The 13,337-nt window shown below is 44.6% G+C and carries 11 protein-coding genes and 1 tRNA gene; 9 read left to right on the top strand and 3 right to left on the bottom strand.

Features of this window, described 5'->3' with window-relative positions:
* Positions 1-6: 6 nt before the first annotated feature.
* Both CUN85_RS00785 and CUN85_RS00780 read left to right on the top strand, forming a co-directional pair.
* The gene (locus tag CUN85_RS00785; RefSeq protein ID WP_135388000.1) at positions 7-1,353 is read left to right on the top strand and encodes an RNase J family beta-CASP ribonuclease; all 1,347 of its coding nucleotides are present in this window, start codon (positions 7-9) and stop codon (positions 1,351-1,353) included.
* Positions 1,354-1,389: 36 nt separating this feature from the next.
* On the top strand, positions 1,390-2,355 hold the full coding sequence (locus tag CUN85_RS00780; protein WP_135387998.1) for a polyprenyl synthetase family protein: 966 nt from the start codon (positions 1,390-1,392) through the stop codon (positions 2,353-2,355).
* Positions 2,356-2,588: 233 nt separating this feature from the next.
* On the opposite strand, the gene ppdK is transcribed toward CUN85_RS00780, so the two are convergent.
* Positions 2,589-5,252, bottom strand: a complete 2,664-nt coding sequence (gene ppdK, locus CUN85_RS00775) for a pyruvate, phosphate dikinase (RefSeq protein ID WP_205804315.1) — start codon at positions 5,250-5,252, stop codon at positions 2,589-2,591.
* 278 nt (positions 5,253-5,530) lie between these two features.
* Here ppdK and CUN85_RS00770 point away from each other — a divergent pair, with 278 nt between their 5' ends.
* From CUN85_RS00770 to CUN85_RS00750, 5 genes are all read left to right on the top strand, one after another.
* Positions 5,531-5,791 (top strand): H/ACA ribonucleoprotein complex subunit GAR1, encoded by a 261-nt coding sequence (locus CUN85_RS00770; protein ID WP_135387994.1) that lies wholly within the window; start codon positions 5,531-5,533, stop codon positions 5,789-5,791.
* A 97-nt stretch (positions 5,792-5,888) separates the two neighbouring features.
* Positions 5,889-6,902, top strand: a complete 1,014-nt coding sequence (locus CUN85_RS00765; RefSeq protein ID WP_135387992.1) for a transcription initiation factor IIB — start codon at positions 5,889-5,891, stop codon at positions 6,900-6,902.
* A gap of 115 nt (positions 6,903-7,017) precedes the next feature.
* Entirely contained in the window at positions 7,018-7,629 is a 612-nt protein-coding gene (locus tag CUN85_RS00760; RefSeq protein ID WP_135387990.1) for a LysE family transporter, read from the top strand.
* A gap of 26 nt (positions 7,630-7,655) precedes the next feature.
* Positions 7,656-8,633, top strand: coding sequence for a class I SAM-dependent methyltransferase (locus CUN85_RS00755; RefSeq protein WP_328591204.1), 978 nt, complete (start codon positions 7,656-7,658; stop codon positions 8,631-8,633).
* A 67-nt stretch (positions 8,634-8,700) separates the two neighbouring features.
* Positions 8,701-8,772: transfer RNA gene (locus CUN85_RS00750), tRNA-Thr, on the top strand.
* Positions 8,773-9,045: 273 nt separating this feature from the next.
* On the opposite strand, the gene CUN85_RS00745 is transcribed toward CUN85_RS00750, so the two are convergent.
* Positions 9,046-9,642 (bottom strand): c-type cytochrome, encoded by a 597-nt coding sequence (locus CUN85_RS00745; RefSeq protein ID WP_235856137.1) that lies wholly within the window; start codon positions 9,640-9,642, stop codon positions 9,046-9,048.
* A gap of 338 nt (positions 9,643-9,980) precedes the next feature.
* Positions 9,981-10,889 (bottom strand): hypothetical protein, encoded by a 909-nt coding sequence (locus tag CUN85_RS00740; protein WP_135387987.1) that lies wholly within the window; start codon positions 10,887-10,889, stop codon positions 9,981-9,983.
* Between the two features lie 238 nt (positions 10,890-11,127).
* Here CUN85_RS00740 and CUN85_RS00735 point away from each other — a divergent pair, with 238 nt between their 5' ends.
* Positions 11,128-12,048, top strand: a complete 921-nt coding sequence (locus tag CUN85_RS00735; protein WP_135387985.1) for a mechanosensitive ion channel family protein — start codon at positions 11,128-11,130, stop codon at positions 12,046-12,048.
* A 128-nt stretch (positions 12,049-12,176) separates the two neighbouring features.
* A complete protein-coding gene (locus CUN85_RS00730) occupies positions 12,177-13,334 on the top strand; it encodes a pyridoxal phosphate-dependent aminotransferase (RefSeq protein WP_135387983.1) in 1,158 nt (385 codons plus the stop codon).
* Positions 13,335-13,337: the final 3 nt, after the last annotated feature.

The following is a 13,337-nucleotide window of genomic DNA, read 5'->3' as shown; positions in this document are numbered from 1 at the left end:
TAATATATGACTGAAATAGGTATTATCGCAGTAGGCGGATATAATGAAATGGGCCGCAATATGACTGCGGTCAGGATAAATGAGGATATAATAATAATCGACATGGGACTTCGCCTGGACAGGGTCCAGATACATGAAGATGTGGACATAGACCGCATGCATTCCCTTGAACTAATAGAGATGGGAGCCATTCCGGATGACACTATAATGAATGAGGTCAACGGAAATGTACGTGCAATAGTCTGTACACACGGACACCTTGACCATATCGGTGCAATATCCAAACTCGCACATCGTTACACTGCGCCCATAATAGCAACACCTTATACTACCGCACTTATAAAGCATCAGATAGATTCTGAGCGAAAGTTCGGTGTTAAGAACAATATAGTTGCGTTAAAATCAGGCGATACGATGGAGATCACAAAAGACATATCCATTGAATTCGTGAATGCACAGCACAGTATCATTGATACCGTGTTTTTGGCAATCCACACACCAAGTGGAAGTATTATATATGCATGTGATTTCAAGCTGGACAGGACACCAACCATAGGAGAAATGCCCGATTTTGAAAGGCTTACGAAGCTTGGTCAGGAAGGAGTCATCGCACTTATCACCGAAAGTACGAACGCAGGAAGGAATGGGAAAACACCTTCCGAGATGATCGCACACATGATGCTTAAGGACGTGCTTCTTGGCACCGAGGAATCGGATGTGGGAATGGTAGTCACAACGTTTGCTTCCCATATAGCCCGTATGAATTCCATAGTCCAGTTTGCCAGTGAAATGGGCAGGATACCCGTACTACTTGGAAGGTCCATGGAACGATATGTAGGAACCGCCCACCAGCTCGGATATATAAATCTGCCCGATACTGTGGAAATATACGGCCATCGCAGGGACATTGACGGTGCGCTGAAAAAGATAATGGAAAAAGGCAAGGACAAGTACCTTCCCGTTGTCACAGGCCATCAGGGAGAACCAGGTGCAGTACTCAGCAGGATCGCAAATGGAGATACACCTTTCAAGATAGAGACCGGTGACAGGATCATTTTTTCAGCGAACGTGATACCAAGCCCGATGACACAGGCAAACCGTTATTCACTTGAAACAAAACTTAAGATGAGGGGCGCAAGGATATACGACGATGTTCACGTTTCCGGACATGCGTACAGGGAAGACCACTGGGAACTGCTCAGGATGTTGAAGCCAGAACATGTCATTCCTGCACACGGGACAATACATATGCACAGCGAGTATATCCAGATGGCAGAAGATGCCGGTTATTCCCTTGGCGACACATTACACCTGCTAAGGAATGGAGAAGAACTCTATATAGAAGAAGAGTGATGTTTATAAAAACCAGAAAAAACAGTGAGAATGAGTATGGACTTAATTGGAGAGATAAAAAAGAGGTCTGTGCATGTTGACAGAGGCATTGAGGACTACCTCCCTGTCTCCAGACCCATAGAACTTTACAAGGCAGCCCGCTATCTTCCGGACGCCGGTGGTAAAAGACTTCGTCCTGCCATCGTGATACTCACTGCTGAAGCAGTAGGTTCGGACCCGAAAAAAGTGGTTCCTGCTGCCGTATCCGTGGAGCTGGTGCATAATTTCACACTTGTTCATGATGACATAATGGACAGGGATGACATCCGCAGAGGAATGCCGGCAGTACACGTGAAATGGGGTGAGGCAGGAGCCATTCTTGCCGGTGACACCCTTTACTCCAAGGCTTTTGAGATACTTGCACATGCAGAAGGAGATCCTGAAAAAATACTTAAGTGCATCGATATTCTGTCAAAGACGTGCAGGGACATCTGTGAAGGACAATGGATGGATGTGGAATTTGAAAACCGCATGGATGTCACTAAGGAAGAATACCTTGAAATGATAGAGAAGAAGACCGGAGTACTCTATGCTGCTTCATGTCAGATAGGTGCGATTCTCGGAGGAGCATCCGATGAAGTTGCAGACATTCTTTATGAATTTGGACGACTGATAGGCATTGCCTTCCAGATATATGATGATGTCATCGACATGATAACTCCTGAAGAGATACTCGGTAAGATAAGAGGAAGCGATCTGATGGAAGGTAAGAAAACACTTATCGCGATCCACGCCTTAAACAACGGTGTTGAACTCGATATCTTTGGCAAGGGAAATGCCAGTGATGAAGAGATCAACAACGCGGTCCACATGCTGGAAGATTCAGGATCTATTGAATATGCAAGAGACCTTGCACTCTCATATATAGCAAGAAGCAAGGAATTGCTTGATGTTCTGGAGGATTCTGAATCAAAAGACATACTTTGTGCTATTGCAGATTATATGATCCAGAGATCACATTGAACTTGCTACAGATCAAAGCAAGTTCATCTCTTTTTAAGTCGGCTGTTGAATTTCGTATATTTAGAGGCCCATTATCTACATCCATGTTCATATCAGCATAGTCGGACTATATGAATTGATATTCATGGAGATCAGCCGTATTGAAATAAAACAGGGTTTCAAAAAAACCGAAAGCGGCTGTCAGAATCAGGACAGCCGTTCAAACTGAACTAATGCGGATGAACTGTATTATCTTATTCTTCCTTCTCCTCAAGAACAGCCTGTGCTGCCGCCAGTCTGGCTATCGGAACACGGAATGGGGAACAGCTTACATAATCCAGTCCGATCCTGTAACCGAACTTGACTGAACTTGGCTCTCCCCCGTGTTCACCACATATACCAATTTTAAGGTCCGGCTTTGTGGAACGGCCCTTTTCAATTCCAATCCTGACGAGTTCACCAACACCTTCCTGGTCAAGAACTGCAAACGGATCGTTCTCAAGGATGGAATCTGAAACATAGAACGGGAGGAACTTACCCGCATCATCCCTGCTGAAACCAAAAGTCGTTTGTGTCAGATCGTTCGTACCAAAGGAAAAGAATTCAGCTTCATGTGCAATCTGGTCAGCTGTCAGTGCCGCCCTTGGAAGCTCGATCATGGTACCTACAAGATAGTCCATCCTGACATCCTTCTCTTTAAGCACAGCCTCGACAATGTTTACCACATGCTGTTTGACCGACTTGAGTTCATTTACATGACAGATCAGAGGGATCATTATCTCAGGTACGATGTCTATACCTTCCAGCTTGAGCTCACATGCAGCCTCTACGATCGCCCGAACCTGCATCTCATAGATATCAGGATACGTGATACCAAGACGACAACCCCTGTGCCCGAGCATGGGATTTATCTCTGTGAGGGATTCGACACGTTCCATTAATCTCTTAAGATTCCCTCTCTCGCCTATGCCAGTCTGCGAGACAGTTGCCTCAAGGTCCCTTAGTTTAGCAGCAAGTTCTTCATGTTTTGGAAGGAACTCATGCAATGGAGGATCGAGCAGACGTATGGTTACCGGGTAACCTTCCATCACACGGAAGAGACCAATGAAATCCCCTCTTTGCATTGGCAGAAGTTTATTGAGAGCTTTCTTTCGAAGGTCTTCATCCTCTGCCAGGATCATTTCCCTCACAACAGGTATCCTGTCATCACCAAAGAACATATGTTCGGTTCGGCACAATCCGATACCCTCTGCACCGAACTCCCTTGCAACAAGCGCATCATGCGGAGTGTCGGCATTTGACCGTACTTTCATCTTCCTTACTTCATCAGCCCACGTGAGCAGTGTTTCCAGCTCCCCGGTGACGCCTGGTGTAATAAGATCGACTTCCCCCATAATGACGCATCCTTTTGCACCATCGATAGAAATATATTCCCCTTCCCTGATGATAAAATCACCAATTGTAAAGACCTTTTCATGGATATCGATACTGAGTGCGTCACATCCTGCAACACAGGGTTTTCCCATTCCTCTGGCAACAACTGCAGCATGTGAGGTCATTCCACCACGAACTGTGAGTATGCCCTGGGCCGCATTCATACCGCCGATGTCTTCAGGGGATGTCTCGGTCCTGACCAGAATTACTTTTTTGTTCAAAGCAGCCATCTCTTCAGCATGCTCGGCAGTGAAAACAACTTTACCGACAGCAGCACCAGGTGACGCCGGCAGACCTGTAGCAACTATCTTATATTCTGACTCCGGATCGATCATCGGATGTAGTAACTGGTCTATCTGCTCCGGCCTCAATCTCATAAGAGCGGTTTCCTTGTCGATCAGACCCTCATTGACCATGTCCACTGCTATGTTCAAGGCTGCTGCAGCAGTCCTCTTACCATTTCTGGTCTGGAGCATGTACAGCTTACCTTCCTCAATTGTGAACTCTATATCCTGCATGTCCTTGAAATGGTTTTCAAGTTTCTGGTAGATCTCCACCAGTTGAGCATATGCATCGGGCATTGTTTGCTTCAGGGTCTCTATAGATTGCGGAGTCCTGGTACCGGCCACCACGTCTTCGCCCTGTGCATTGATCAGATATTCACCGAAGAATACCTTCTTACCAGTTGCCGGATCTCTTGTGAAGGCAACACCCGTACCGGAAGTTTCACCCATATTCCCATAAACCATTGATTGAACATTGACTGCAGTTCCCCAGTCCCTGGGAATGTTATTGAGCTTCCTGTATGTGATAGCTCGCTGATTGTTCCATGAATTGAAAACCGCATCAATTGCCATCTGAAGTTGCTCACGTGGAACCTGGGGGAAATCTTTGCCGGTATTCTTGCGGATTATACCTTTGAACTCTTCGACCAGTTCTTTGAGAGCATCGATATTGAGTTGCGTATCCAGGTTTACACAGAGTTGTTTTTTCTTGGCTTCGATCGCTGATTCGAATTCCTCGTGCTTTATACCCAGTACCACATCCCCGAACATTGTAAGGAATCTGCGATAACTGTCGTATGCAAACCTTTCGTTACCTGTCTTCCTTGCAAGCCCTTCAACTGTATCGTCATTGAGGCCCAGGTTAAGAACAGTATCCATCATACCTGGCATGGAGACACGTGCACCCGACCTTACTGAAAGCAGTAAGGGATTCTCGATATCCCCGAACTTCTTACCATTAACCCTTTCAAGATTCTCGATCGCATCATTGATCTGATCAAGTACACCGTCAGGATATGCTCCCTTTTCAAGATAGAGCACACAAACCTCAGTTGTTATAGTAAAGCCGGGAGGAACCGGAATTCCCAGGTTGGCCATCTCTGCCAGGTTGGCGCCTTTGCCACCCAGCAGATCTTTCATGCTATTTTTACCGTCTGTATCTTCGTTCCCGAAAAAATATACGAATTTTCTATCTGCCACCGAATTTCCTCCATGCATAAGATATATGATGGATCGTATTAAATTATTAAGTATAAGTCGTGCCAGAATGGACCTGTTATAACTTTAAGTTTGTGGTCTGCTACAACATAAAAAGGCCATGTACGAACTAAAGTACGGGAGATTTATTCCCGGAATAAACGATATCTTTTTGTAATGATTAGCTTAGATATTAAAAGTTCTGCGAAAACTATATATAGAATAGAGTCGAGATAAAGACCATAAAAACAGGGAAACAATAGATTCTAAACATACACAACATGAAAAGATTGGGTAAAGTATTACATATTTCGAAGCAGGATGGTATTATCATCAGAGGGGATGAAAAGAAATACTCCGGATCCATGAGAGATATGCCTAGAATAAATTCTTTTGTTCTTGATAAATCAATAAAAAGAATAGGGAGGATCTCCGGCACCTTCGGACCTGTTGATTGGCCTTTTTTTATTGTGAAACCGAACAAGGGATCTACTGATTCTGATCTGAAGAACTTGATCAACGACCGGGTATATGTTCAGTGAGAGTAGAACTAGTTTCAAAATACAGACAGAGTGAGCTTTGATTGAACGATATAAGACTTGTGGAATATATTTAAGTTTATTATGAAAGGTGATTGAAATGGTCGAAGTTGAAAGGGTACGTTATTCCGATACTTCCGAAAGGGAGAAGATACGTGCAATGATCAAGGCACGTAAAGAGAAAGAAAAGGACACTGAAGTTGAAAAAGCAAAAGTCCAGTGTCCGGAATGTGGCAGCCGAAATCTTGTACAGGACTATGAGAGAGCAGAACTTGTATGCTCGGACTGTGGACTTGTAGTTGACGCAGAGTTCGTTGACGAAGGACCAGAATGGCGTGCGTTTGACCATGACCAGCGAATGAAGCGTTCCCGTGTGGGCGCACCTATGACCTATACCATTCACGATAAAGGTCTCTCCACTATGATAGACTGGAGGAATCGTGACTCTTACGGCAAGTCAATATCATCCAAGAACAGGGCACAGCTTTACAGGCTGAGAAAATGGCAGCGTAGGATACGCGTAAGTAACGCAACTGAGAGGAACCTTGCCTTCGCACTTTCTGAACTCGACCGCATGGCATCGGCTCTTGGTCTTCCAAGGACCGTACGTGAAACTGCTGCTGTCGTATACAGGAAAGCTGTCGACAAGAACCTAATCCGCGGAAGGAGCATTGAAGGTGTTGCAGCAGCCGCATTGTATGCAGCATGCCGCCAGTGCAGCGTCCCAAGGACACTTGATGAGATCGGGGAGGTGTCAAGGGTAAGCAGGAAAGAGATCGGAAGGACATATCGTTTCATATCAAGAGAGCTGTCCCTTAAGCTCATGCCTACATCACCCATAGACTATGTCCCGAGATTCTGCTCAGGACTCAACCTGAAGGGTGAAGTCCAGTCCAGGGGTGTTGAGATCCTCAGGCAGGCATCAGAGAAGGAACTTACCAGTGGCCGCGGCCCTACAGGTGTAGCTGCTGCAGCTATCTACATTGCCTCCATCCTTTGTGGCGAACGCCGCACCCAGCGAGAGGTCGCTGATGTTGCAGGTGTGACCGAGGTCACGATCCGTAACAGGTACAAGGAACTTGCGGAAGAGCTGGATATTGAAATTATCCTCTGAACAAAAGGATACCAGATAAACAAAACAAAGGAAGACCGTACTACCTCTTCCTTTGTCCTAGATGCTTTTTTTGCCAAAGCTTTTTTGCACTTGACCTGATTATGCAGTGTAGACTATGTTAGAACTGCTGGAGATGCTGGCCATAGGATTTGCCGTTGGAATGACAGGTGCGCTCGTACCCGGACCAATGCTTTTCGCGACAATAGATACGTCCCTGAAGAAAGGGTGGCGAGCAGGCCCGGAGGTGTTCCTGGGTCACGCTTTCCTGGAACTCCTAGTATGCATACTTGTGATATATGGCGTCACTGCAGTCAGTGACAACACAGTCATGACAATATCCTTCATAGGAGGAGCCACATTGATCATCTTTGGAGTCCTTACATTCAGGAACGCAAAGGGTGCTGCAAGTTCAATGCATGAGCACGGAACCACCGGCTCGAATCCTGTGCTTGCAGGGATAGTTACCTCCGCTTCAAACCCTTATTTCTGGCTGTGGTGGCTCGCTGCCGGCAGTGCACTTGTCCTGCGCGGACTTGAGATCAGTATATTGGCTGCCGCAATGTTCGTGATCGGACACTGGATCGCCGACCTGGGATATTTTACGCTGGTGTCAACTTCCTTCAGCAAGGGGAAGAAGTTCATGTCCCCAAAGCTTTATGAAAGAGTACTGATGTCTTGCAGTCTGTTTCTCGTCCTGTTCGGATCATGGTTTATTATAGGTATGTGAACATGATTAAGAGTTGCATAAGAGTTTTGAAGAAAAATGGAGAACCAATACGAAGAGAGTTATTGGAGATGGACCTGCTGGACAAGTCTGTGCGCATAAGTGCGCAGAGAGAGTTCCTTTATTTACCCCTTACAGAAGGACAGCATGAAGACATCCTTAAAGAACTGCCAGGGGAATTTGAGCTTAGAGAATACGAATTCGAGGAACAGAAAGGACAGTTAAAGCTTGAGAACATCCTTGATGAAGTACCGCATATTGAAGTGATCGGCGATATCGCACTTATCGAAGATGATGTTGCAGAACCTGAAAGGGTTGCTGATGCCATTATGAAAGTGAAGAAGAACGTCAGGACGGTACTTGCAGCCCTGGGACCTGTTGAAGGGGAGTTCAGGACCCGCAGGTTCAGGACTATTGCAGGAGAGGACAGGACCTCAACCGTTCACACAGAATATGGATGCAGATACTACACAGACATGGAGAGAGCATATTTCACCCCCCGCCTGGCAACGGAACGTTCGCGAATACTCGCACAGGTAAGTGAAGGCCAGACCGTTGTGGATATGTTTGCAGGTGTGGGGCCCTACAGTATCATGATCGCAAAGAAAAGCCCTGATATCCGCGTGATAGCAATCGACAAGAACCCCGATGCTGTGGATTTTTTGCGCCGGAACATAGAACTCAATTCTATCAGCAATGTGGAGGCCATTGAAGGAGATGCCAACCAGGAAGCTGTAAGATTTGCCTCAACAGCCGATCATGTGATAATGAACCTCCCCCACAACGCCCATGAATTCCTGGATGCCGCCATAAAACTATGTGCACCCGGAGCAATTATCCATTATTATGATATCACACCCGGGGACGACCTTTTCGACAGCTCCCTGAATCTTATACGAAAATCAGCATCCAGGGCCGGCAGGACAATCCAACTGACGGGATCAAGGGTCGTCCGCTCCTACGCCCCCCGCCAGTTCAATGTCTGTATCGAAGTAAAAGTATCGTGATTTAAATAAATAAATAATAAGCGAAATCGTTAAATCACCCTATACAAGTATAAGGTCGTTAACATTCGCCTCTGTGGCTTAGGGGTATAGCGGCTGATTCGTAATCAGCAGGTCGGGGGTTCAAATCCCCCCGGAGGCTCTAATTTCTAAATCTTAAGTTGCGGAATTATAGGGATTTACAACCACGAAAAGAATGAGTGGCTTTTATTACTGTTAGATATGCTTATAGCTTCTTGAAAAATCCGGAAAGAAGTTTTTACTGGAATGGTAGTATAATTTATTGCTTTAGTGGGTTTTGAGAGATTAGCTGCCGCCGCAGCCAACTGGGCTTCGGGCCGGGCATGACTGCGGTGCTTACGATCGTCTCGATTTTTACTGTTTGTAGTTATTCTTCGTCATCTTTTTTTGTAGATCACAATCCTCTCAAATATTCAATGAGATCATCCAGGTCCTCATCTGACATATGCCATCTTGGCATGACCGGATCAAGTTCATCACCTGACGGATCAATACCTTCCCTTATGGCTATCTTGATTGTCTCGTTAGTGTATGGAGGATGGCCTTCACCTTCTTCCATATCGTGCTCTTCGGATGTCAGTGACTCATAGGTAATATCCGAAGGTATTTCATAAGCCATCATTACCGGAACACCGCCTCTGCCGTCTACTCCGTGGCAGCTGACACAACTACCACCGCGAACGGAAAGCCAGGTAGGACCGTATGAGAAAGGAATCTTCTGTCCGCTTTCATTATATCCCGTGTAATATATCATCTCACCGTTTGAGTCGAAATCTGTTAACTCAGGATCAATATCCGATACCCCATATGGATAGGCATATTCCGGACCCATCCGGCCACTGGGACCACCCATCATTCCACCAGGCTGACTGTATCCTGACTGATAATCATATCTTGAGACAGGATTGCCAAGCATACTGATGACCACCACCAGAAGGACAATTATAACTAACCCCATAATTGCAAATAAGTACCTTTCGAACTTATCCATTTTAAAGCCCCAAATATTAGTCTGGATTGAAGCGATATAATACTTTGCAATTGACCGGAAACACGCAAGCTTTGCAGGTATTCTACTTCAACCAAGTAAGACTGTTATCCATAAGCTCTTAAATCAAATATGACAGAGTTGTCGAGATAATTCTAATAAAATTTGTAGTTCCAGCAATCTCATTTGATCAATGGACATATATTTATATTAATAGTCTTTATTAAAATATAGGCCGGGTTCATAACGTACCACCAACCAACCAATCCTATCCGGCCAATCTTTCTTCTTCTCACAATATCTTAATCGGTAATGAACAGAAAGCGTGGGTTCCGGGGACATTATACTATCTGCAGAATATTGAGAATACCATGGCAGTTACATGTTGTCGCTATAAAGAAAGACCTCTCTCCGGTACCATGGATTGAAGGTTCCCCTTTTATCCGACGTATATGCTTCATTATCGCTATCAGATTCTCCCTGAGATCCCTGCCACGTATTCCACCGATACCAGGCGCCATCTGACAGCTCTCAAACACCCAGCCGGCTTCACTCCCGGAAAGCTCAAGCACATAGCTGGTTATCGTTATTGGTTTTATCCTTGTGAAAGTGTAGCAGTAACCTTCCTGTCCCTTACAATTGCCAGGACATATCTCCCCAGGGCGGGCATACGATAGGAAAATAGTACCATGTTCCGGAAATTTTCCTGCCACGATGTTATCAGGAAAAAAGGAAACGATGTTCTTAAAGAGCTGCATTGAATCCTCATCATCTTCGTCTATGCAAACTTTGCGTATGAATGCTCTCTCATTCTGAAAATTCAGAAGATCTTCAACAATATCAACTGCGGCATGAGTGGGAACGGCAGGAATTATGTATTCAGGCATCCCATGGTTCAGAAGATAAGGTATCTCTTTTGAATCCATGCAGTAAAAAAAGATATTACATCCATGAATTGATGGGCCTTTACATGAGACATAGCAATCATCACTTTTTCCACTTGCAGTCAATGAATCGAGGACATCAACAAGATGCCACCTGTCCTTAAGCACCGTCACATTCCCAGAAACCAGTGCCTCACAGTCAATGTCAATCACAAGTACAAAAGGTAAACGGGATTTTCTTGCATGCTCCACAAATCTCGTCCCTATTTTCCCGCCGCCAATGACAAGGTAATATCCATTGATGACAGGGAAAGAACTAATCTGATCGATTTTCGAGTCCATCTTTTTGATGAAGTCAGGATTCATGTCATCAAATTCTCTATTGATACGTTAAATATACCATGCTATAATAACATCAGGGATCTATACAAAATTAGTAAATATTTATTTTCATAAAAATTTTTTCTTCCATATTGTACAAATAGGAGATTTTAGAATAAGTTTAAATAACAAAAGGAACTAATTTTTTTTTGTAAAAAGGGGTTGGAGCATTGCTTGATACAAGCATCTTTATTGGTGAATGAATTAGAAAGGGGTACGTCATATGGCAAATGGATCGTTAACCAGTAGTTTATACGATATAGCGAATGATATAATTAATTTCCTTCCGACCTTATTGGCAGTTATACTGCTTATCATTGTTGGGTGGATCGCAGGAAGAGCTTTAGGGAAGATAGGAGCCAAGATCCTTGATAAGATAGGACTTGACGATCTGATACTGAGAACATCCCTGGGAACTATGTTTGAACGAGCCCAGGTGACAGTCGTTGAGTTTTTCGATGCGGCGATAAGATGGTTCATCTACATTATCTTTGCAGTTATTATTATCGACCTTTTGCAAATACAGATCGTAGCGGATTTCATCACAACCATTATCCTGTATATACCAATTATACTCTCTGCACTGGTAGTCTTAATAATAGGCTTGCTGATTGTTGATTTCCTTGCAGATCTTGTGAAGAACATTCTTATTGCGTCCGGAATCGATGAACGCCTTGAAAGGACATCCTACGGAAGCGCCATGAGAACCAGCGGACTAACATTTTCCGGAATAACATCCTGGCTCGTGAGGCTTTTCGGATACCTGATATTCATAGTTGCCGCACTGGACATTCTCAATCTGTCCATGATCGCGGTAGTCGTCGGACAGATATTAGCCTACCTGCCAAACCTGTTTGCGGGAGTAATCATACTTGTGATAGGCCTTCTGGCAATCGACCTGTTCGCAGACTACATCGGAAGCATGATGAAGAGTATGGATGTCGAAGGCAGCGAAATATGGATACCTGCGCTTAGAGGCTTCCTTGCACTGATAATAGTGCTTCTTGCCCTCGATACATTGCTCATAGACACAAGTATATTCTATATCCTGCTAAGTCCGCTTGCATGGGGAATTGCAATCGTTGTAGCTTTCCGCTGGGGTATAAAAGAAGCTCTTGTTGCTTATGCAAGGGAAAAGAAATAAAACCATATTAAAACCAGGCTCATAAGCCTGGTTATTTTTTGATCTGACACCTTTTTATCTGATGAAAACTATTTTATATTTTTAAGCGTTCCTGAACCTATAGAGCAGATTACGGAACGTGCATCGCAATGAACATAAGTCTATCCGACAGAATTGTGAACATGCCCCCATTCCATGTGATGGAGATCCTGGAGAGGGCGCAGGAACTTGAGAGAGAAGGCAGGGAAATAATACATCTTGAGATAGGAGAACCGGATTTCCCCACAGCACCACATATTTGTGAAGCTGCGACTGCTGCCATGTGCGCAGGTAACACGAAGTATACTCACAGCCAGGGTCTGCTGAAACTCAGGGAAGCCATAGTTGAGAACTACAGACAGAAATTCGATGTGAATATCATCCCTGAGCAGGTGGTGATCTCTTCAGGAACCAGTCCTGCAATGCTTTTACTGTTCATGGCGCTTATAAATCCCGGTGATGAAGTAATAATGTCAAATCCACATTATGCATGCTATCCCAACTTTGTAAAGGCCGTAAGCGGAGTTCCCAGTTTTGCCTTTATGGACAGTTGCGATGGATTTATGCTGCAACCAGAACTGATAAAGGAGAAGATCAATGAGAGAACAAAAGCAATCCTCATAAATTCACCATCTAACCCAACAGGACATGTATTATCTTCAGAGGTACTTGAAAGACTGGCAGATATTGCAGGTAAAATACCAATCATTTCAGATGAGATATACCAGGGACTCGTTTATGAAGGAGAGGACCACACCATCCTGGAATATACGGAGAATGCATTTGTACTCAATGGTTTTTCAAAACTTTATGCCATGACCGGGTGGCGACTGGGATACCTGATAACTCCAAAAGAATACATAAGAACCTTGCAGAAGATGCAGCAGAGCTTTTTCATATCAACCAATGCATTTGTACAATATGCAGGGATTGCTGCCCTTCGCGGACCTCAGGATACTGTAAGGGAGATGGTCTCGACTTACGATAAGAGACGCCGCTATATGTTAGAGAGGATACGTGAGGCAGGACTGGAAGTCAAAAGTGAACCAAGAGGCGCATATTACATACTTGCAGATGCCCGTAAATTCGGGAAGGATTCCCTTGAACTCAGCTACAGGATACTTGAGGATATTGGCGTAGCAGTAACACCGGGAATTGACTTTGGCGATGGTGCGGAAGGTTATCTGCGTTTTTCCTATGCAAATAGCTTTGAGAATATAAAAGAGGGCATGGATAGAATACAAGCATACTTCGCTGCTGGTAAATAATAT

This window comes from Methanolobus halotolerans (assembly GCF_004745425.1).
GTDB lineage: Archaea > Halobacteriota > Methanosarcinia > Methanosarcinales > Methanosarcinaceae > Methanolobus > Methanolobus halotolerans.
The sequence above is the reverse complement of the archived record's forward strand: the minus strand, read 5'-3'. Positions and strand labels throughout refer to the sequence as shown.

Bases quoted from the DNA above. Each gene is read 5' to 3' on its own strand.
- CUN85_RS00745 (WP_235856137.1), bottom strand. From the start codon at position 9,642: ATGGATAAGTTCGAAAGGTACTTATTTGCAATTATGGGGTTAGTTATA.
- CUN85_RS00785 (WP_135388000.1), top strand. From the start codon at position 7: ATGACTGAAATAGGTATTATCGCAGTAGGCGGATATAATGAAATGGGC.
- CUN85_RS00780 (WP_135387998.1), top strand. From the start codon at position 1,390: ATGGACTTAATTGGAGAGATAAAAAAGAGGTCTGTGCATGTTGACAGA.
- CUN85_RS00740 (WP_135387987.1), bottom strand. From the start codon at position 10,889: ATGAATCCTGACTTCATCAAAAAGATGGACTCGAAAATCGATCAGATT.
- CUN85_RS00765 (WP_135387992.1), top strand. From the start codon at position 5,889: ATGGTCGAAGTTGAAAGGGTACGTTATTCCGATACTTCCGAAAGGGAG.
- CUN85_RS00730 (WP_135387983.1), top strand. From the start codon at position 12,177: ATGAACATAAGTCTATCCGACAGAATTGTGAACATGCCCCCATTCCAT.
- CUN85_RS00735 (WP_135387985.1), top strand. From the start codon at position 11,128: ATGGCAAATGGATCGTTAACCAGTAGTTTATACGATATAGCGAATGAT.
- CUN85_RS00760 (WP_135387990.1), top strand. From the start codon at position 7,018: ATGTTAGAACTGCTGGAGATGCTGGCCATAGGATTTGCCGTTGGAATG.
- CUN85_RS00770 (WP_135387994.1), top strand. From the start codon at position 5,531: ATGAAAAGATTGGGTAAAGTATTACATATTTCGAAGCAGGATGGTATT.